Here is a 19,270-nt window from a genome sequence, read left to right on the forward strand (position 1 = left end):
ACGTCACGGGTGCTGCACGGGCTGCCGGGAAGTTGCCGGCGTTCCCTGGTTGCTTGCCGCCGGGACCAGCATTTCCAGTAAGGCAATCACTCTATCCTCTATGCCCTTGGAGCTGCGGTCCGTGAGGTTGGCGAGCATCCGCACCACAAACCGCATCAGCACGGGAATCGGCATTCCTGTGCGCAGGGCCAGTTTCATGACGGCTGGCCGGCCGATCATGGCGGCGAAGATACGGCCGAGGGTGAAGTGACTTCCCCACTCTTCCCGCACGTGTCCGGCGTAGCCGCGCAGTTCGACGTCGAACGCTGCACGCGAGGTCAGTAGGCCGGGGACGAGCGCAGCGCCCTGCCCCTCGATGATGTGTTCGGCGGCAAACCGGGCCGACTCCATGGCATAGGAGATGCCTTCGCCGTTGAACGGGCTGACCATTCCGCCTGCATCGCCGAGCAGAAGCAGTCCCGGGGAGTAATGCGGGGTGCGGTTGAAGCCCATCGGCAGCGCTGCGCCGCGGATCTCGCCGACCTGGTTTTCCGGGGTGAAGCCCCACTCCGCAGGCATGCCGGCAGTCCAGTCGCGCAGGACCTTGCGGTAGTCCAGCTTCCCGAATTCCTTGGAAGAGTTCAGGATGCCCAGGCCTACATTGGAGGTTCCGTCTCCCACACCGAAGACCCAGCCGTAGCCGGGCAGCGGGTTGCCGGAGGCGTCGGGCAGCTCAAGCCAGCCTTCCATCCAGTCGTCATTGGTGCGCGGGCTCTCGAAATAGGTGCGCACAGCCACGCCCATGGGCCGGTCATCGCGCTTTTCGATGCCCAGGCTCAAGGCGGTACGGCTCGAGTTCCCGTCGGCGGCCAGAACGACGTCGGCAAAGAACTCGCGCCGTTCACCGGTGCGCCTGCCGTTCTCGTCCAGGATGTTGGCGACGGCGCCCTCGACCCGTCCGTCCTCGCCGCGGATGGCGGAGACCACGGTGTGCCGCTCGAGGATCTTCGCTCCGGCGGCCTGCGCGTGGCGGGCCAGGGCCTCGTCGAAACCGAGGCGCGTGCGGATCAGGCCGTAGTCGGGGAAATCCGAGAGCACCGGCCACGGCAGCTCGAGTGTGCGGCCGCCGGCGATCAGGCGCAGGCCCTTGTTCCGGCGCCAGCCTTCGGCTTCATCGTGCGGCAAACCGAGGTACTGGATTTCACGCACGGCACGCGGCGTCAGGCCGTCGCCGCAGACCTTCTCCCGCGGGAAGGCGGTCTTCTCAAGAACGGTGACGTCCACCCCTGCGGAGGCGAGGTAGTACGCGGCGGTGGAACCGGCGGGACCGGCACCGACAATAAGGACCTTCACTTTGCCGGATGTCCTCCGGGCTTGACGGCGCGGTGTACGGCCACGATGCCGCCGGTGAGGTTGCGGTAGGCAACATCCTCCCAGCCGGTTTCGGCGATCCAGGCAGCCAGGCCGTCCTGGTTCGGCCAGGCGCGGATGGATTCCGCCAGGTACACATATGCATCGGGGTTGGAGGCAACCTTGCGGGCGATCGACGGCAGTGCACGCATCAGGTATTCGGTGTACATGGTGCGCCACACCGGAACCACCGGCGAGGAGAATTCTGCAATGACAAGGCGTCCGCCGGGCTTGGTGACCCGGAGCATTTCCGCCAGGGCCTTCTTGGGCTCGTTGACGTTGCGCAGGCCGAAGGAGATGGTGGAGGCGTCGAAGGAGTTGTCCTCGAACGGCAGGTTGGTGGCATCGCCGGCGACGAAGTCGATGTCCGGGCGGCGCCGCTTGCCTACCTTGAGCATGCCGAGCGAGAAGTCGCAGGCAACGACGTCGATCCCGGCGTCGGCGTAGGGCTCGCTTGAGGTGCCGGTGCCGGCGGCAAGGTCCAGGACCCGCTGGCCGGGCACGGCTCCGACGGCGTCCACCACAATGCGGCGCCAGCGGCGTGTCTGCCCGAGGGACAGCACGTCGTTTACGACGTCGTATTTAGGTGCCACATCATCAAACATGGCAGCAACTTCATCCGGGCGTTTTTCCAACGATGCGCGGTTCACTCTGTCATTGTCTCAAACAATAGGAGGGCCGCCGAACAGGCCGCCGCGCTGTCTTGTTCCTCTCAGCCGGGGGCCCCGATATCCGGCGTGCACCGGCGGCGGAGTACTGTGGAACCACTATGACCACCCTGCGTTCTGTGACCGTGCCCGTCGGTGAGCTTTCCGCCACCATTGGTCTTCTGGAGTTTCTGGTACTTGACGAGCAGCTCTGCTGGATCCGGCGCCAGGAGGGACTCGTAGGGTTCGGCGAAGCCGCCCGCTTCACCTCCAGCGGCCCTGACCGGTTTGCCCGGGCGCAGGATTGGTGGCGGTCCCTCCTGGCGCAGGCCGAGGTCGACGACCCTTTGGCAGCCCCCGGCACCGGCATCGTCGCCTTCGGGTCCTTTGCCTTCTCCAAGCGCTCCCCCTTCGAATCCCGCCTGGTGGTTCCGGAAATCGTCGTCGGCCTGCGGAACGGGGCAGGCTGGGTGACGTACACGACGACGGATCCCGCGGCGAAACTCAACGCCGAGACGGCAAAGGCTGCACTTGCCCGCTATCTGGAGGATCTGCCGCACTACCGCGAAAGCGACCCGGCGGACCATGTCCTGCCCGGCATGCTGAGCGAGGCGGAATGGAAAAACGCCGTGGCACGCTCGGTGGCGCACGTCGCCGCCGGTGACCTCAGCAAGATTGTCCTGGCCCGCGATATTGCCGTGAAGCTGGCCAGCCCCCTGGTGGCTTCGCAGGTGCTCCGCGAACTGGCCGTGCGTTACCGGGACTGCTGGACCTACTCCGTGGACGGATTGATCGGCTCCACGCCGGAGATGCTGATCCGGGTGCAGGACGGCACGGCGCAGGCACGCGTGCTGGCCGGCACCCTGGACCGCGCCACCGCCCCCGTCGATGATCCCGACTATGCCCAGCGGGTGCTTGCCGGCTCCGCCAAGCAGCAGCACGAGCACCAGATCGCGATCGATTCCCTCACCCGGTCCCTGGAACCCTTCACCTCCTCGATGACCTCCCACACCGAACCGTTTGTCCTCGAACTGCCCAACGTCTGGCACCTGGCCTCCGACGTCACGGCCGAACTCGCTCCGGATCACAACGGACTGGTTCCCACGCCGCTGACTCTGGTCGAGGCGCTGCACCCCACTGCCGCCGTCTGCGGGTTCCCCACCAGCGTGGCCGGCGAACTGATTAGTGAACTTGAACACATGGACCGCGGTCCGTACGCGGGACCGGTGGGCTGGATGGATGCCGCCGGAAACGGCGAATGGGGCATCGCCCTGCGCGGCGCCGTGATCGAAAGCCCCACCGACGTCCGGCTTTATGCAGGCTGCGGCATTGTTGCCGGCTCCAATCCTGCGGCGGAACTAGAGGAAACCTGGAGCAAGTTCCGGCCAATGCTCGAGGCCCTCGGCCTGGACCGGCCGGGTGCCGCTCCGCTGCGCAGCCCCGATTTCGCATCCTCACCCGCGGGCTCCTGACCCGCACCGGCACTGCTCCGGACACCCCGCGAGACCGACTGCATAGCCATATGGTTTCTTGCATAAAATTACAGTGGGTAGAATAGAAACTCGGAAGTCGTCTCCGGGCGCTTCCGCGCGACGCCGCTTTGGAGACGGTTCGGTTTCCGCCTGCGGCCCAATCCATTCCTGCCACAAAAAGGTCCTGAAATCGTCATGCCGCACAAAGCCCGCACCACCATTGCCGCCCTGCTTGCCATCTCGGCACTGTCCCTGACCGCTTGCGGCGGTGGAAGCGACAGTGATGAATCCGGCCTCTCCATGGTCAACGAGGGCACCCTTACGGTCTGCTCCAACGTTCCTTTCAAGCCGTTTGAATACGTGGTGGACGGTGAGTTCACCGGTTTCGACATCGAGCTCACCCGCGAAATCGCCAAGGGCATGGGCCTGGAGCATGAGGTGCAGAACGTCGGATTCGACGGCCTGCAGAGCGGAACCGTACTGGCTGCCCGCCAGTGCGACCTGATTGCCGCAGCCATGTCCATCACCGACGCCCGTGCCGAGAAGCTGGCATTTTCGGACCCGTACTATGACTCGCCGCAGACCCTTCTGGTTCCCGCCGATTCCTCAGTCGCCTCCCTGGCAGATCTGGCGGGCAAGAAGGTAGGGGTCCAGCAGGGCACCACCGGCGAGAGCTATGCACGGGAAAATGCCGCCGATGCAGAGATCATGTCCTTCCAGACCGATGCGGAGCTGTTCCAGGGACTGCAGGCCGGAAACATTGATGCGGTTCTGCAGGATCACGCGGTGAACCAGGACCACACCGAGGACGGCAAATTTCGGATTGCCGCCAGCTTCGAGACGGGCGAGTCCTACGGCTTGGCCATGAAGAAGGACGGCAGCGAGGAACTCGTTGCCGAGGTGAATAAACAGCTTGCTGATCTGCGGGAGAATGGGAAGTACCAGGAGCTTCATGACCGGTTCTTCACGAAGTAGCCACGCCGCACACCGGGTGCCGGGTGCCGGGCACGGCACGTCACGGGGCTTCTGTCCTGCTGCTAACAGTGGCGGACACGTTACCGAATATGGACTACGTACGCTCTAGACTGCATCCCAATACCCAGCTACGGGTGAGACTGCTCACTCCGTCCGACGTAAGGTTGTAAACCAATGCCGCACAAAGCCCGCACCGCCGCCTTCACCTTTTTGGCCATCGGTGCCCTTTCGCTGACCGCCTGCGGTGGTGACGACGCCGGAGCCTCCGACGACGCTGCCAACGGATACAATCTGGTCTCCGAGGGCACGCTGACGGTCTGCTCGGACATCCCGTACGTACCGTTCGAGTATGAAGAGAACGGCGAGTACACCGGGTTCGACATGGATCTGGTCAAGGAGATCGCGGCGGGTCTCGACCTTGAACTGGCAGTCCAGGACGCCGGATTCGAAGGAATTGCCAGCGGCACCGTGCTCGCGGCCGGACAGTGCGACCTTGAAGCCAGCGCCATCACCATCACCCCGGAACGTGAAGAGGCCATGGGCTTCGCCGATCCGTACTACGACTCGCTGCAGTCGCTGCTGGTCCCGGTCGGCTCGGACATCAAGAGCATTGATGATCTGGAGGGCAAGAAGCTCGGCGTCCAGGGAAACACCACCGGTGAGTCGTACGCCCGTGAGAATGCTCCCGGCGCGGAAATCGTGGCTTTCCCGAGCGACGGCGAACTGTTCCCGGCTATCCAGTCCGGTAACGTCGATGCTGTGCTCCAGGACCTGCCGGTGAACATTGGACACACGGAGGATGGAGACTTCACCATCGCCGAAGAGTATGAGACGGATGAGTCCTACGGCTTCGCCATGGACAAGGACAACACCGAGCTCATCTCCGCCGTTAACGAGCAGCTCACTGAGCTGCGGGACAACGGCAAATACCAGGAGATTTACGACAAGTACTTCACCGAATAACGCCTAGACCACTGAGTCGTCCCGGGCCGGGTGCCCGGGACGGCCCCTTTTCTTCCCCGGAAGGCCCCCATTTTGAAACCCTCCACCCGTAGACGCCTGTTCCGGGGCGTCCTGTACGCCGTTTTCGTCATCGCACTGGTAGCCGTAGTGCTGGCTGCGGATTGGGAAGCCATCCGCGAGAACTTCTTCGACGCCGAGGTGGCCCGTGAGGCCTTCCCCACCATCATCACGGTGGCGGTCAAGAACACGATTATCTACACCGTCATCGCTTTCGCCGGCGGGCTCCTCCTGGGCCTGCTGCTGGCGCTGATGAAGCTTTCCCCCGTTGCGCCGTACCGCTGGGCGGCCACGGCCTACATCGAACTCTTCCGCGGACTCCCTGCACTGCTGGTGATCTTCGGGTTCGCCTTCGCAGTTCCTATTGCCTTTGACTGGCGCCCGCCGGGAGGCAGCGCAGGCGCAGGGCTCCTGGCCCTGATCATCGTCTCCGGCGCTTACATCGCCGAGACCATCCGCGCCGGAATCCAGGCAGTCCCCTCCGGCCAGGCCGAGGCTGCCCGCTCGCTGGGCATGGGTCCGGCCTGGACCATGATCTCCGTGACCCTGCCTCAGGCTTTCCGGATCATCACGCCGCCGCTGACCAACGAACTGGTCATCCTGATCAAGGACACCTCGCTGCTCTTCATTGCCGGCATGGCCCTGCAGGACCGCGAGCTGACCACCTTTGCACGCGACTCCGTATCGCAGACCGCGAACGCCACACCGCTGGTTCTCGCCGCCCTGATGTACCTGATCATCACGCTGCCGCTGACCCAGCTGGTGGCAAAGCTCGAACGACACAACCAGAGAGGCAGGTAGCAGCCATGAGCGTTCCCAACACCAACGCCCCTGCCATCGAGGTCCGGAACCTTCACAAGTCCTTCGGAAGCAACGAGGTGCTGAAGGGCATCGACTTCCATGTAGACCAGGGCGAAGTGGTCTGCGTGATCGGTCCGTCCGGTTCCGGCAAGTCCACCCTGCTGCGCTGCGTCAACCGCCTGGAGGAGCCCACCAGCGGCACCGTCCTGGTGGAGGGCGTGGATATTACCCACCCCGACACGGACCTCGACAAGGTACGCACCCGGATCGGCATGGTCTTCCAGCAGTTCAACCTCTTCCCGCACCTGAACGTGCTGCGCAACCTGACCCTGGCGCAGCGCCGGGCGAAGAAGCGCGGCCAGGAGGAAGCCTCCAAGGTAGCTCTGAAGAACCTCGCCAAGGTGGGTCTGGAGGACCGCGCCACGGCATTCCCCGCCCAGCTCTCCGGCGGCCAGCAGCAGCGTGTAGCCATTGCCCGTGCACTGTCCATGGATCCGGACATGATGCTGTTCGACGAGCCCACCAGCGCGCTGGACCCGGAACTCGTGGGCGACGTGCTCGCCGTCATGCGCCAGCTTGCCGAGGAAGGCATGACCATGATGGTGGTGACCCACGAGATGGGCTTCGCCCGTGAAGTAGGCGACCGCGTGGTCTTCATGGACGGCGGCGTCGTTGTGGAACAGGGACGTCCCGAGGACGTCCTGGGCAACCCGCAGCACGAGCGCACCCGGGCGTTCCTCTCCAAGGTTCTGTAGAAGGTTCCTGCCACCGCCGGTTCATCCCAGCCCGGCGGCCGGAAGCTAAGCAACACACCCGCCAGCGCGGCCTGCACCTCTAAGGTGCAGGCCGCGCTGCGTTTCCCGGACTTGGTTGTCAGGGGTTGGTTATCCGGGCTTAGCTATCCGGGCTTGGCTATCCGGGCTTGGTTGTCCGGGCCCAGTTTCCCGGGCCGGCTTGCCGCTCCACTCAGCCCAGAGCGAGGCCGTGTTCTTCCAGCCCCTGCTCTATGAGCCGCAGCGCCTTCGGACCCATGCCGTGCAGGGAGGCAAGTTCCGCCTGCGGGACGCCGGCCAGTTTGCGCAGTGAGTCATAGCCTGCCCCGGCCAGGGCACGGGTCGCCGGCACCCCAATCTTCGGTAAGGCATCAAGCGGGGTAACCATGCAGCGACGCTACGCTTCGCCGGGGCGGGCGTACAGGTCAACCCGGTTAGCTCCGCACCGCTGCCCCCACTGCTGACTGCACCTGCTGATGCAGGCCACGCAGCGTTTCCCGTGCCGTGCGTACTTCCAGCACCGACCGTCCGCGAACCGGCTCCGCCAGAGCCGCAACAAGTTCATCGGCAGAGCGGACCATCTGGTGCCGGACACCGTAGCCGCGGCACAGTGCGGCCAGGTCGGCACGGTGCGGTGTCCCGAAGAAGCGTTCCACCAGGGCTGTGTACCGGGGGTCCTCCCCCAGTGCACCGTGTTCGAGGACCGAGAAGATGCCGCCGCCGGCGTCGTTCAGCACGATCATCTGCAGGTCCGGCTCGTCCTCCCCATTGCCCAGGAGCAGCGCTCCGGCGTCGTGCAGGAACGTGAGGTCCCCCAGCAGCAGCCGGGTGGGAATACCGTTGGCGAGCGCAATGCCCGTGGCGGTGGAGATGGTCCCGTCGATCCCGGCCAGGCCGCGGTTGGCGTATACATCCAGCGGATGCCAGCCCGGAGCGGCAACCAGGTCCATGTCCCGGATGACGTTGGACGAACCGAGCACCAGGTTGGCGTCTGCGGCATCCCACACCAGGTCTGCGACCTGGAGCCCGGTCAATTCGGTCTGCTGTTCCAGCAGGTTGTTCAGCGTGTTCATGGCTGCTTCCGAGGCCGCCCGCCACTGCTCCAGCCAGCCGGGCGCACCGGTACCCGCGAACGCGAAGAGCCCGGGAATGTCGCTGATGATGGTTTCCGGACGCCGTCCCTCGGTAAACCAGTTCACCGGCCGGGGCAGGTACAGGGCCGTCTCGACGTCGGTGCGGGCCAACAGCGCCGCCACCGGACGGGAGAGCGTGGGGCGGCCGAACACCACGACGCGTTCAATCATCGGGCCGAGTTCCGGCAGCAGCAGGCGGTAGGCACCCACGGCGTTGGGACCGAAGCGGGCATTGGAAGACGGTTCCGCCAGCAGCGGCAGCCCGGCACGTAGGGCAAAGAGCGCAGCGAGCTCCCCGGCGCCGTCGCCCGCCACCACCACGGTGCGGTGGGTGTCGGGAATGGACTGATCGGCGGCAGGGGCCCGGTCCTCGGCCGGAACCGGAGCGGAGAAGGGCAAAGGCTTCGGAAGGGAGCCGGATTCCAGGAACAAGGGGTCGGTTTCGCCGGGGGTCAGCGGATCCCGGAACTGGAGGTTCACGTGCACCGGCCCCACGGGAACCCCGTTGCCGAGGCGGGCCAGGGCGGCGGAAATGGCTTCGGCAGGATCGGTGCCGGCCTCCACATCCGCAGCCGTCACCGGGAAGTGGGCAAAGAGGCCCGGCTGCACCGTGGTCTGGTTGGCACCGGTGCCGTGCAGCTCGGCCGGCCTATCCGCGGAGAGGACCACCAACGGAACACCGGCATGGTGGGCTTCCATCACGGCGGGCATCAGCTCACCCACGGCAGTGCCCGACGTCGTCACGACGGCTGCGGGACGGCGCCCGCCGCGGGCGAGGCCCAGGGCAGTGAAGCCGGCAACCCGTTCATCAATCCGTACGTGCACCCGCACCCGGTCCTGCAGTTCCGCTTCCGCCAGTGCGTAGGCCAGCGGTGCGCTGCGCGATCCCGGGGCCAGGACGACGTCGCGCACTCCTGCGGAAGCCAGGGCGGCGACGGCGGAGCGGGCTGCCTGGAGGGAGCTCAATCCGGTCCGTGCCGCATCCGCCGGGTCAGGGGTGCCGGTCGCAGAGGAGGCAGACGGCCCGGATGCGGAGGACGGGTTGGGAGACTTCGAGGTTCCGTTCACTCTTCCATCCTAGGGTTCGGGGCATCCGGACCGTAGCGCCGCATTGCAGGGGTCACCGGGTGCGTGCTTCCGCTCCGAGCTGCACGCCCAGCCGAATCCCTTCTTTCTGAGCGGGGCATCATGCTTTGCCGGGAAGGTCTAACCGTACGTTCGTGCCGTCCCTACACTGATGGAACCAGCACCTTGAGACTCGCACGGCGTATACCGCCGCGACCGAAAGGTCCGCTATGACGCAGACCCACAAAATCGCAACCATTGCCGGCGACGGGATCGGCCAGGAAGTGGTGCCCGAAGGAATGCGGGCGTTGGCTGCCGCAGCTGAGGCCTTTGACTTCACCTTGAAGAGCACCGACTTCGACTTCGCCAACGGCGACTACTACCTCAGGCACGGCAGGATGCTGCCGGACGACTGGGTTGAGCAGCTTGAGGGTTTTGACGCCATCTTCTTCGGTGCTGTCGGCTCCCCCGAGACAGTTCCGGACCATATATCCCTGTGGGGAAGCCTCCTCCAGTTTCGCCGCCACTTCGACCAGTACGTCAACCTCCGGCCGGTGAAGCTGCTGGCGGGAGTTAGGAGTCCCCTGGCGGACCGCCGGCCCGGGGACATCGACTTTTACGTTGTCCGTGAGAATACCGAGGGTGAGTACTCCAGCATTGGCGGACGGATATTCGAGGGCACCGACAGGGAAACCGTGATCCAGGAAACGGTGATGACCCGGACCGGTGTAGACCGCATCCTCAAGTACGCGTTCGACCTCGCCGGCAGCCGTCCCGAAAAGCACCTGACTTCCGCCACCAAAAGCAACGGGATTTCGGTGACAATGCCCTACTGGGACGAGCGTGTAGCCCAAATGTCCGGCAATTACGCAGAGGTGAGGGTCGACAGCTACCACATCGACATCCTGACGGCGCACTTCGTGCTGCATCCCGAAAGGTTTGACGTAGTCGTGGCCAGCAACCTCTTCGGCGACATCCTCTCGGACCTGGGCCCGGCATGCACGGGCACCATCGGCATCGCGCCCAGCGGCAACATAAACCCCGAACGCCGCTTCCCGAGCCTTTTCGAACCCGTTCACGGATCTGCTCCGGACATTGCCGGCCAGGGTATCGCGAACCCCATCGGCCAGATCTGGAGTGCGTCCATGATGCTGCAGCACCTGGGTGAGCCTGCAGCAGCAGCCGCCGTGGTCCAGGCTTTCGAGAACGTGCTGGCCCGGGCAGACGTCTCCCTCACGCCCGATCTGGGCGGCAGCGGAACCACCGAACAGCTGGGAAAAGCCATCGCCGATGAAATCAGTGCCGTAGCCGCCGGATGACCCGTAGGGGTTATCCGGCGGTGGTGCCGCTTCAGTTCCACGGCGGCACACCACGGGCCGCGGCCCGTCGAACCGAGAAACTGCACCCGATATCCGGAGGACGAAGATGTCCCAAAATGCGCCGCTGTCCATGCCGGCCCCGAAGACGCCGGGGTTCACCGACGTCAAAGCCGCCCTGCTGGGCGGGAAAACGTTCCGGAGCCTAAGCGAACAATCCCTCTCTCCCCGCGAGGAAAAGTTTGAGCGGGCACGCCAGACCCTGGGGTTGTTCGTCGCCCCGGCCGTCGCAATCGTCTTCGCACTCCTGCCCACGGCAATGGACCCGACCCAGCAGCTGCTGGCTGCGGTCCTGCTCGGCGTGATCATCCTGTGGATCTGCGAACCGGTGCCCATCCCCGTGGGTGGCCTCATAGGGGTTGCCGCCGTAGTGATCCTCGGGATCGCACCGGCCGCGGAGGTCCTGCAGCCCTTTGGCTCCACAACTATCTTCACGTTTATCGGCGCCTTCATACTGGCCCAGGCGATGCTCAAGCACGGCATCGCGCAGCGGCTGGCCTTCGCCGTCCTCTCCGTCCCCGGAGTGGCAAAGTCGACGTACCGTATTATCACCGCCTTCGGAGTGATCACCTGCATGCTCTCTGCGTTCGTGTCGAACACCGCAACGGTGGCCATGCTGCTGCCTACGGCTCTGGGCATCCTGACGGTCATCGGTGAACTTCTGCAGAACCGTGGCGTCGTCAAGTCCGACTTCGACCCGTTGCGCCTGCGCGTCGGTGCCGCGCTGATGCTGATGCTGGCCTACGGCGCCAGCGTGGGCGGACTCCTCACGCCTGTGGGTTCTCCGCCGAACCTCATCGGCCGCGGCCTGATCGAGGAAGCGACGGGCGTGCGCATCTCGTTTGCCCAGTGGGCCGCTACCGCTGCACCGCTCTGTCTCGCCATGTTCATCGTGCTCGCCCTCGTTATGTTCCTGCTCAATAAGCCCGAAATCCGCAGGATTGAAGGCGTTGACGGGTTCATCAGCGAGAAAAAAGCCGAGCAGGGCAAGATGAAGCGGGCAGAGGTCAACACCCTGATCGCCTTCGGTTTTACCGTCACTCTCTGGCTGCTCCCCGCGTTCGCGAGCCTTATCTTCGGCACGGAATCCGAGCAGTACATCTTCCTGGACGACAGGCTGGACGAAGGCATCGTGGCAGTGCTCGGGGCCTCGCTGCTGTTCATCCTCCCCACCGATTGGAAGAAGCGCGAAGCCACCCTCACCTGGTCCGATGCAGCCAAGATCGACTGGGGAACCATCGTCCTCTTCGGCACGGGCATCATCTTTGGTTCCCTGCTGTCGGCCACGGGTCTGGCAGAAACCATCGGAACCACCGCCTCCGACACCCTGGGCGTCACCAGCGTCATCACCATCACCGCCTTCTCAGTGATACTGGCTATCCTCATCTCGGAAACCACCAGCAACACCGCCTCTGCGGCCGTCGTTGTGCCCATCGTGATTCCCCTATGCGTGGCGATGGATGTGGACCCCTTCATTCCCGCCCTGGCGGCGACTTTCGCGGCATCCTTCGGCTTTATGCTTCCGGTATCGACGCCGCAGAACGCCATTGTCTACGGGTCCGGAACCATACCCATCACCAGGATGATCCGCACGGGACTCGTCTTCGACATCCTCGGCGCAGCGCTCATCATCAGCATCGTCCCCATCATGGTCGGGGTCACCGGCATCGGCGGCTGACGCCGACGCCGGCGTGTATGTGCGGATCGGCACCTAGCGCTGCTCCGCCGTCACCAACTGCGCATGCACCCGTTCCAGCCGGTCCAGCCACCACTGCCGGCGTTCCGGCGAGGCGGCATACCGCTCCAGCAGCTCCTCGGACACCGGCACGTCGCGTACGGCAAGGGCGCCGCCGTCGGGCAGCAGGGACTCCTCGGTCACGTCCCCTGCCATCAGCGAAAGCGTCCCCAGCCCGCAGGCATAGGGCAGCTCGGGGAGCGCTGCGGCCAGTGCCACTCCGGTGCGGATCCCCACCGAAGTGTCGATGGCGGAGCTCACCACGGCGGGCAGGCCGGCCTGCGCAACGATCTGCACTGCGCGGCGCACTCCGCCCAGCGGTGCCGCTTTGATGATGATCAGATCCGCCGCGTCTTCCCGGGCCACCTTCAGCGGATCGGTTTCCTTCCGCACGCTTTCGTCGGCGGCAATCAGCACCGGAACCCCGCGCCGTCGCAGCTCGGTCCGCACGGCACGCAGGCCCGCAATTCCGGCCACGGGCTGCTCGGCATATTCCAGCCCGGCCTCCGCCAGCAGGGACAGCGTGTCGACGGCGGTGGGCACGTCCCAGCCTGCGTTCGCATCCACGCGGATACCGGCGTCGGGCAGCAGCCGGCGGACCTCGGCCACCCGGGCCAGGTCCTCCTGCGGGGTCTGGCCGGTCTCGGCAACCTTGACCTTCACGGCAGGGACATTTCCGAACCGGGCCAGCACGGCTTCCACCGCGTTGACTGCGACAGCGGGAACCGTGCCGTTGACCGGGATGGAGCTGCGCACCGGTTCGGGGTAGCCCTCCTCCGCGGCTTCCAGGGCGGAGGCGAGCCAGGGTGCGGCCTCGGCGTCGGAGTATTCCGGGAAGGGCGCGAATTCTCCCCAGCCGGCCGGGCCCTCGATCAGCAGGGCCTCGCGGTGGAGAATGCCGCGGAACTTCACCCGCATGGGAATGGAAACAACGCGTGCTCCGGCAAGGAGGACGGACAGATCGGGACTCTTCGGCACCCTGCCAGCCTACGCTTTGACGTCCGGTGCCACGGCTCCGTTCGACCCGAACAGGTAACCATCACAATGATGTGGCAGTCTGGAAGCGATGGATACTCGCAACTTGCTGGCACAGCGCGCCCGTGCCCAACGACCGGCTGCGCATAATCCGGCTCTCTTCCTTTTCGCCGCCCTTTTGTGTGCTGCCGGCGTTGCCGCAACCTACTGGTTCTTCGTCCGCACCACCACCGGCCAGCTCGCCGACGAGTCCGCGTTCCAGGAAGCGGAGCTGATTGCACCTGCCACCGAACGGCCGGCGATCGCCTTCCTCGACGAGCTGCCGCTGATCTCGGTGTTCATAGCCGTGATCGTGGTCGTGTTTGTGACCATCCTGCGGCACCGCATTTCACCCGCGGTTATTGCCCTGGGCACCTTCGGGGCCGCGAATGTCAGCAGCCAGCTGCTGAAACGGACAGTGCTGGACCGCCCCGACCGCGGGGTGGTGACCCTGGACTTCAATTCGCTGCCGTCCGGCCACACCACGCTGGCCGCTTCTGCTGCTGCTGCGGTCTTCCTCCTTGCCTCGCCGCGCTGGCGGCCGCTCGCTGCGCTCTTTGGCGGCAGCTATGCCGTGCTCGCCGGTGCTGCCACCTTCCTGAACCTCTGGCACCGGCCGGCCGACGTCGTCGCCTCGCTTCTGGTGGTGGCCGCATGGACCCTTGTCGGCGGCCTGGTGATGATGCGGACCAACCCTGAGTGGAACTGCTGGCCGGCCAAGGGAGCCGCGCAGGGCTCCGCAAAAGCCATAGCCCTGCTCTGCGCCGTACCGGGAGTGCTTGCCACGGCCGCGAGCCTGGGCCTGTATTTCTATGCCCGCATGGATCCGGCGGCTGCTACCACGTCCGCACCGCTGTATTTCTGGGCGGGCCTGACGCTCATTGTGGGCGTGGGCTATCTGGTCAGCGCCCTCGCCTGCTGGCTTTTCAGCCAGCAGGCCGGAGACCCTGCCCGGCGCTAGCGCAGCACTAAACGGGCAGACTGCGGGGCGCGAAGGCTGGAAGGCTTGGAAAGCTTGGAAAGCCCGGCGCTAGCGTCCCCGGGGCACGGCGGCAGAACCGGCCGCGGCTTTCGGGCCGGGCACCCAGACCCAGAGCACGACGGCGCCCAGCAGCCCCAGGACCGCGGTGGCCCCGATTCCCGCCGAGAGCGACACCAGCGCGGTGACCCCGGAGAGAATGCCGGGGCCGCCCATGGTGCCGAGGTCCGCCAGCAGCCGCCAGATCCCCAGGAACTGCGGGCGTCCGGGTGACGGTGAAAAGTCCGCCCCGAGGGTCATAACAATCCCGGAACCGATGCCGTTGCCGAACCCGATGAGCAGCGCGGCCAGCAGCAGTCCGGTCGCTTCGGACGCCAGCGGCAGCAGCCCGAGGCCCAGCCCCATGATCAGCATGCAGGGTACTGCCACGGAGCGCCGCCCCCAGGTGTCCATCGCCTTGCCTGCGGGATAGAAAATGAGCATGTCGATGGCCCCGGAAAGCCCGTAGATCAGCGCCGTCTGCGTGGGATCCAGGCCGATGTGCTGACCCCAGAGCGGAATGACCGCCTGGCGCGTGGCGCGGACGGCAGCGATCAGCAGCACCCCGATGCCGATGGTCCGGAACACCCTGGCATGGCTGCGCAGGATGGACCGCACCGTGGGCGCGGGGCCGGCGTCGGCTCCGGAAACCTTCGTCCCGGATCTCCCTGGCCGGACGGCAAGATCGGGGACCTGCAGGCTGAGGATTCCGGCACCGACAGCCGCCGCGGCACCCACCCAGTACGCTCCCGTGGTGCCGAAGAGGGAGATGGCGCCGGCGGCGGCGAAGGGGCCGATGAAGACGCCGATCCGGTTGACGCCGCCGAGGGTGGACAGGGCACGCGCCCGGAAGTGCGCCGGGACCGCCTCCGTCAGGTAGCTCTGGCGGGCAAGACCGAATACCGAGCCGGCCATGCCAACCATAAAGACGGCCAGGGCGAAAACCTCCAGCACCGGGACGGCTGCGGCCAGGACCATTGCCAGCGCGCACCAGGCCGACGCGGCAACCAGCGCCCATTTCTCCCCGAAGCGTGTGGTCACAATAGTGGCCGGCACATTGGTCAGGAGCGAACCGACTCCGGTCAGGGTGATGACCAGGGCAGCCAGCGCCACGGTGGCGCCAAGGCCGCGGGCGGTGAGTGCAATCACCGGCAGGATGGCACCGGTCGCCAGCCCGTAGAGCAGGGTAGGCCCATAGGCCGGAATGGCAATTTTCCGAAGGCTGAACTCGTCTGCTGGCACGGCCCCAGACTATCGCTGACCGGGTACCGTTCCGGCCCGGACTACTTCGTGAGCCACTTCCACCGGGCGAGGGTCCGCAGGCGGGTGAGCAGTGCGCGGGACTGGTCCGGACCGTACGGCAGGATGGGAATTGCCTTCGTCATGTCCACCGAGGCCTGGTCCATGGCGCTGCGGGTGACGGCGACGGCGGTGCGCATCTTGTTCATCTGGGTGGTGATGAAATCCACGGTAACGGGTTTGCCGTGGCCCGGAACGAACACCGTGTAGAGATCTTCGAGCGCCGCGATCTTCCCCAGGGTGCGGATCCAGTCCTTCGGGAACGCGTCCTCGAAGGCGGGGTCAGCCCCCTGCTCCACGAGGTCGCCGGTGAAGAGGACATCCCCTGCGCCGACCAGCAGGTCGTGGTCCGTATGCCCGCGTCCGAGGTGGAAGAGGGTCACGGAGATGCCGCCCAGGTCAAGGTCCACCGGGGTGTCCTCCACCAGCTTCGTGGGTTCGGCAAGCTCCGTGTTTCCACCCATGGCCACGGCCATTTCCGGTTCCGCGTCAGCGGCCTGCGGCCGGTGGCTGTTCCCGTTTTCCCGGATGCTGGCAGCGCATCCGGCGGTAGCCCAGATATCCTCCACACCGTTGGCGAGCATCAGGGCGTTGCCGAAGTAATGGTCAAAGTGCGCATGCGTGTTCACCGCCGTCAACGGCAGGTCCGTCAGCGTCCGGACGGCGTCGTAAATCTCCTGCGCCATTGCGGGGCCTGCACCGGTATCGATGAGCAGGGCCCGCTCGTCGCCGATCACCAGTCCGGTGTTGACGGCGAAGGCAGCATTGGGGCGCACCCAGATCCGGGGCGCCACCTCCTGCCATCCGTGCTGGGTGGTGACGTGCTGCGGTGTTTCGGTCATGTCAGCTTTCCTTTTCCCCGGCCGGATTCCAACCTATCGCGTATGGCTTCCCGTTCCACGTATTACAGGTCCGCCAGGATGCGGCCGGGATTTTCGACGGCGTCTGCGACGTAGCGCAGGAAACCGCCGGCCGTCGCGCCGTCGCAGACGCGGTGGTCGAACACCAGGGTCAGCTGGGTGAGTCTCCGGACCGCAAGCTGGCCTGAAACCACCCACGGTTTTTCGATGATGCGTCCCACGCCGAGGATGGCCGATTCCGGATAATTGATAATCGCGGCGCTGCCGTCCACACCGTAGACACCGTAGTTGTTCAGGGTGAAGGTGCCCGAGGAGAGTTCGGCAGGTGTCGCCTTGCCCGTCTGGGCGGCAGTGGTGAGGCGGCGGATTTCCGTGTCCAGCCCGCGGGTGGTCAAAGTGTCCGCCCGCCGGACGGACGGGACCATCAGGCCGCGATCGGAGTGGACCGCAATGCCCAGGTTGACGCCGTCGAAGGCTTCAATCAGGGCCTGCTGTTCTTCGCCGTCCCCCGCGTTTTCCCGGGACCTCTCCCCGCCGACGTCCCCCGCAGGGACAAAGCGGGTGTTGAGCTCGGGGAAACGTGAGAGTCCGGCCAGGGTGAAACGGGCCAGGAAGGCCAGCAGAGAGGGGACGTCCTGGCCCTGCTGCGACAGGTCCGCCCGCAGGTCCATCAGGGCCGTCGCATCAACATCCACCCAGACGGTAGCTTCCGGGATGAGGCGGCGGCTGCGGCTGAGGTTGGTGGCGATGGCGCGTCGGAGACCGCGCACCGGGGTGCGCGAGGCGACGTCCAGCCCTGTCCGCACGTCCGTTGGGGCCGCAGCCGTGCCTGCGTCCGCCGGAACTGCTCCTGCCGTCGGAACCACGTCTGCCGCCGGAACCGCTCCGGCAGGAGCCACCATCAGCGCTTCGATGTCGCGGCGCAGGATCAGCCCGTCGGGTCCGCTGCCGGACACATCCGTCAGCCTCAGTCCGGCATCCCGGGCTTGCCGCCGGACCAGCGGAGAGATGCACCGGGGCGCTTCCGCGGGCGCGGATCCTGCGGCATCGGGGCCGGCAGCCGGACCGGCAACCGCCGCGGCAGCCGCGCCGCGTCGAGGTGCACGGGAACGCCTCGCCGACTGGCCGTTGGCCGGGGTGCCATAACCGATCAGTACGTTCCCCGACCCGGCTTTCTCTTCCTCCCGGTAGGCCTCCCCCGCCGCGGACGCCCCGGCCGCCCCCGCCGCCCCCGCCGCCGCCGCAGCGACCACTGCCTCGGCCGCTTCCGCAGGCCCCACAGCTGCTGCGGGTGCCATCGCTTCGCCCATTCCTGAGACCGTCATCCCGGCGGCCGGCCCGGCTCCCGCCGTTGCGTCAGCGGCAGTCTCCACCGAGATCAACGGACGCCCGACGTCGACACTCTCACCTGCCCGGCCGTGCAGCTGCGCCACGCGGCCGGCAAAGGGCGACGGAACCTCCACCAGGGACTTGGCTGTTTCCACTTCCGCCACCGGCTGGTCCACCACCACGGTGTCCCCTACGGCCACCAGCCAGTTGACGAGTTCTGCCTCGGTCAGGCCCTCACCGAGGTCGGGCAGCAGGAAGGTACGCACACTCATCGCGGATCCGTCCCGGTTCCGGCGACCGCGGTGGAACCGGGAGTATCCGGCTCGTCCCACTGCAGCTCATCCACGGCGTCCAGGATGCGGTCCACCCCGGGAAGGAACCAGTGCTCCAGTTTGGGCGCGGGATACGGAATGTCGAACCCGGTCACCCGCAGCACCGGTGCGGCGAGGGAATGGAAGCAGCGTTCGGAGATGCGGGCGGCGATTTCCGAGGCCACGGAGGCGAACCCCGGTGCTTCGGCAACGACGACGGCGCGTCCGGTGCGCCGAACAGAGGCATCCACGGTCGCGTCGTCGTACGGAACAATGGAGCGCAGGTCGATGACTTCCAGGGACCGTCCTTCAGCTTCCGCTGCGGCCGCCGCAGCCAGCGCCGTCGACACGGACGGCCCGTAGGCCACCAGGGTTGCATCGGTTCCGGGGCGTGCCACCGCAGCAGTGCCGATACCGCCGGAAATCCGCCCGCCCGTACGCAGTGCCTCGTCGGCGGCACGGCGCAAAGTGGCCAGATCCACCGTTTCCTTGCTCCAGTAGAGCTTCTTCGGTTCTAGGAACACCACGGGATCATTCAGCCGGACCGCATCACGCAGCAGCGTATAGGCATCCGCTACGGTTGCGGGCGCGACGACGGTCAGGCCGGGGGTGTGGGCATAGTAGGCCTCGGAGGAATCACAGTGGTGTTCCACCCCGCCGATCCCGCCCGCGTACGGAATGCGGATCACCAGCGGCAGTTTCACCTTTCCGCGGGTCCGGTTGGACATCTTCGCCACGTGGCTGACCACCTGCTCGAAGGCAGGGTAGGCGAAGGCGTCGAACTGCATTTCCACCACCGGACGCAGCCCGTTCATCGCCATGCCCACGGCCATCCCCATGATCCCGGATTCGGCCAGCGGAGTGTCGAAGCAGCGGTCGGCACCGAACCGGGCGGTCAGCCCGTCGGTAATCCGGAAAACGCCGCCCAGCGGACCCACGTCCTCACCGAAGACCACCACCGTCGGATCGGCGGCCATCTCATCGGCGAGCGCGGCGTTAAGTGCTTTGGCGAAGGTCAGGGTTTCCGGCCCGGAGTCCATTGCCGCTTCCGGC

General features: G+C 66.1%; 17 protein-coding genes. 8 read left to right on the forward strand and 9 right to left on the reverse strand.

Annotated features, from left to right (window positions below):
* Window positions 1-3: 3 nt before the first annotated feature.
* Window positions 4-1,332: a geranylgeranyl reductase family protein gene (locus NNX37_RS02580; RefSeq protein WP_407079906.1), complete on the reverse strand. Its 1,329-nt coding sequence runs from the start codon at window positions 1,330-1,332 to the stop codon at window positions 4-6.
* Window positions 1,329-2,039 carry a demethylmenaquinone methyltransferase gene (locus tag NNX37_RS02590; protein WP_260651904.1) on the reverse strand — a complete coding sequence of 237 codons (711 nt, stop codon included), beginning with the start codon at window positions 2,037-2,039 and terminating at the stop codon, window positions 1,329-1,331. Before NNX37_RS02590 ends, NNX37_RS02580 begins: the two co-directional genes overlap by 4 nt.
* 119 nt (window positions 2,040-2,158) lie before the next feature.
* Here NNX37_RS02590 and NNX37_RS02595 point away from each other — a divergent pair, with 119 nt between their 5' ends.
* The 5 genes from NNX37_RS02595 (at window position 2,159) to NNX37_RS02615 (ending at window position 7,059) form a co-directional block, all read left to right on the forward strand.
* Window positions 2,159-3,508 (forward strand): isochorismate synthase, encoded by a 1,350-nt coding sequence (locus tag NNX37_RS02595; RefSeq protein ID WP_255790695.1) that lies wholly within the window; start codon window positions 2,159-2,161, stop codon window positions 3,506-3,508.
* A gap of 195 nt (window positions 3,509-3,703) precedes the next feature.
* On the forward strand, window positions 3,704-4,483 hold the full coding sequence (locus NNX37_RS02600; RefSeq protein WP_255790696.1) for a basic amino acid ABC transporter substrate-binding protein: 780 nt from the start codon (window positions 3,704-3,706) through the stop codon (window positions 4,481-4,483).
* A 174-nt stretch (window positions 4,484-4,657) separates the two neighbouring features.
* Complete coding sequence (locus NNX37_RS02605) at window positions 4,658-5,446, forward strand: basic amino acid ABC transporter substrate-binding protein (protein ID WP_255790697.1); 789 nt, start codon at window positions 4,658-4,660, stop codon at window positions 5,444-5,446.
* A 72-nt stretch (window positions 5,447-5,518) separates the two neighbouring features.
* Window positions 5,519-6,304 (forward strand): amino acid ABC transporter permease, encoded by a 786-nt coding sequence (locus NNX37_RS02610; RefSeq protein ID WP_255790698.1) that lies wholly within the window; start codon window positions 5,519-5,521, stop codon window positions 6,302-6,304.
* Window positions 6,305-6,309: 5 nt separating this feature from the next.
* Window positions 6,310-7,059 carry an amino acid ABC transporter ATP-binding protein gene (locus tag NNX37_RS02615; RefSeq protein WP_229950183.1) on the forward strand — a complete coding sequence of 250 codons (750 nt, stop codon included), beginning with the start codon at window positions 6,310-6,312 and terminating at the stop codon, window positions 7,057-7,059.
* A 211-nt stretch (window positions 7,060-7,270) separates the two neighbouring features.
* Here the strand turns inward: NNX37_RS02615 and NNX37_RS02620 are convergent, their stop codons facing one another.
* Both NNX37_RS02620 and menD read right to left on the reverse strand, forming a co-directional pair.
* The gene (locus NNX37_RS02620; RefSeq protein WP_255790699.1) at window positions 7,271-7,465 is read right to left on the reverse strand and encodes a helix-hairpin-helix domain-containing protein; all 195 of its coding nucleotides are present in this window, start codon (window positions 7,463-7,465) and stop codon (window positions 7,271-7,273) included.
* A 46-nt stretch (window positions 7,466-7,511) separates the two neighbouring features.
* The gene (gene menD, locus NNX37_RS02625; RefSeq protein WP_255790700.1) at window positions 7,512-9,278 is read right to left on the reverse strand and encodes a 2-succinyl-5-enolpyruvyl-6-hydroxy-3-cyclohexene-1-carboxylic-acid synthase; all 1,767 of its coding nucleotides are present in this window, start codon (window positions 9,276-9,278) and stop codon (window positions 7,512-7,514) included.
* A gap of 227 nt (window positions 9,279-9,505) precedes the next feature.
* Between menD and NNX37_RS02630 the strand changes: the two genes are divergently transcribed.
* Complete coding sequence (locus tag NNX37_RS02630) at window positions 9,506-10,594, forward strand: tartrate dehydrogenase (RefSeq protein WP_255790701.1); 1,089 nt, start codon at window positions 9,506-9,508, stop codon at window positions 10,592-10,594.
* A gap of 106 nt (window positions 10,595-10,700) precedes the next feature.
* Window positions 10,701-12,329 (forward strand): SLC13 family permease, encoded by a 1,629-nt coding sequence (locus tag NNX37_RS02635; protein ID WP_255790702.1) that lies wholly within the window; start codon window positions 10,701-10,703, stop codon window positions 12,327-12,329.
* Window positions 12,330-12,362: 33 nt separating this feature from the next.
* Here the strand turns inward: NNX37_RS02635 and NNX37_RS02640 are convergent, their stop codons facing one another.
* A complete protein-coding gene (locus NNX37_RS02640) occupies window positions 12,363-13,364 on the reverse strand; it encodes an o-succinylbenzoate synthase (RefSeq protein WP_255790703.1) in 1,002 nt (333 codons plus the stop codon).
* A gap of 88 nt (window positions 13,365-13,452) precedes the next feature.
* Here NNX37_RS02640 and NNX37_RS02645 point away from each other — a divergent pair, with 88 nt between their 5' ends.
* On the forward strand, window positions 13,453-14,361 hold the full coding sequence (locus NNX37_RS02645; RefSeq protein WP_255790704.1) for a phosphatase PAP2 family protein: 909 nt from the start codon (window positions 13,453-13,455) through the stop codon (window positions 14,359-14,361).
* Between the two features lie 69 nt (window positions 14,362-14,430).
* Here the strand turns inward: NNX37_RS02645 and NNX37_RS02650 are convergent, their stop codons facing one another.
* The 4 genes from NNX37_RS02650 to NNX37_RS02665 all read right to left on the reverse strand — a co-directional run bounded on the left by NNX37_RS02650 (window position 14,431) and on the right by NNX37_RS02665 (window position 19,257).
* Window positions 14,431-15,660, reverse strand: a complete 1,230-nt coding sequence (locus tag NNX37_RS02650) for an MFS transporter (RefSeq protein WP_255790705.1) — start codon at window positions 15,658-15,660, stop codon at window positions 14,431-14,433.
* 41 nt (window positions 15,661-15,701) lie between these two features.
* Window positions 15,702-16,559, reverse strand: coding sequence for an MBL fold metallo-hydrolase (locus NNX37_RS02655; protein ID WP_255790707.1), 858 nt, complete (start codon window positions 16,557-16,559; stop codon window positions 15,702-15,704).
* Window positions 16,560-16,621: 62 nt separating this feature from the next.
* Window positions 16,622-18,178 (reverse strand): dihydrolipoamide acetyltransferase family protein, encoded by a 1,557-nt coding sequence (locus NNX37_RS02660; RefSeq protein ID WP_255790708.1) that lies wholly within the window; start codon window positions 18,176-18,178, stop codon window positions 16,622-16,624.
* Entirely contained in the window at window positions 18,175-19,257 is a 1,083-nt protein-coding gene (locus NNX37_RS02665; protein WP_255790908.1) for an alpha-ketoacid dehydrogenase subunit beta, read from the reverse strand. The genes NNX37_RS02660 and NNX37_RS02665 overlap by 4 nt, the downstream gene beginning before the upstream one ends.
* Window positions 19,258-19,270: the final 13 nt, after the last annotated feature.

The sequence above is a fragment of the Arthrobacter zhaoxinii genome (genome assembly GCF_024385505.1).
Lineage (GTDB): Bacteria > Actinomycetota > Actinomycetes > Actinomycetales > Micrococcaceae > Arthrobacter_B > Arthrobacter_B zhaoxinii.

Bases quoted from the DNA above. Each gene is read 5' to 3' on its own strand.
- NNX37_RS02595 (WP_255790695.1), top strand. From the start codon at position 2,159: ATGACCACCCTGCGTTCTGTGACCGTGCCCGTCGGTGAGCTTTCCGCC.
- NNX37_RS02600 (WP_255790696.1), top strand. From the start codon at position 3,704: ATGCCGCACAAAGCCCGCACCACCATTGCCGCCCTGCTTGCCATCTCG.
- NNX37_RS02605 (WP_255790697.1), top strand. From the start codon at position 4,658: ATGCCGCACAAAGCCCGCACCGCCGCCTTCACCTTTTTGGCCATCGGT.
- NNX37_RS02615 (WP_229950183.1), top strand. From the start codon at position 6,310: ATGAGCGTTCCCAACACCAACGCCCCTGCCATCGAGGTCCGGAACCTT.
- NNX37_RS02620 (WP_255790699.1), bottom strand. From the start codon at position 7,465: ATGGTTACCCCGCTTGATGCCTTACCGAAGATTGGGGTGCCGGCGACC.
- NNX37_RS02630 (WP_255790701.1), top strand. From the start codon at position 9,506: ATGACGCAGACCCACAAAATCGCAACCATTGCCGGCGACGGGATCGGC.
- NNX37_RS02635 (WP_255790702.1), top strand. From the start codon at position 10,701: ATGTCCCAAAATGCGCCGCTGTCCATGCCGGCCCCGAAGACGCCGGGG.
- NNX37_RS02645 (WP_255790704.1), top strand. From the start codon at position 13,453: ATGGATACTCGCAACTTGCTGGCACAGCGCGCCCGTGCCCAACGACCG.
- NNX37_RS02655 (WP_255790707.1), bottom strand. From the start codon at position 16,559: ATGACCGAAACACCGCAGCACGTCACCACCCAGCACGGATGGCAGGAG.
- NNX37_RS02660 (WP_255790708.1), bottom strand. From the start codon at position 18,178: ATGAGTGTGCGTACCTTCCTGCTGCCCGACCTCGGTGAGGGCCTGACC.
- NNX37_RS02665 (WP_255790908.1), bottom strand. From the start codon at position 19,257: ATGGACTCCGGGCCGGAAACCCTGACCTTCGCCAAAGCACTTAACGCC.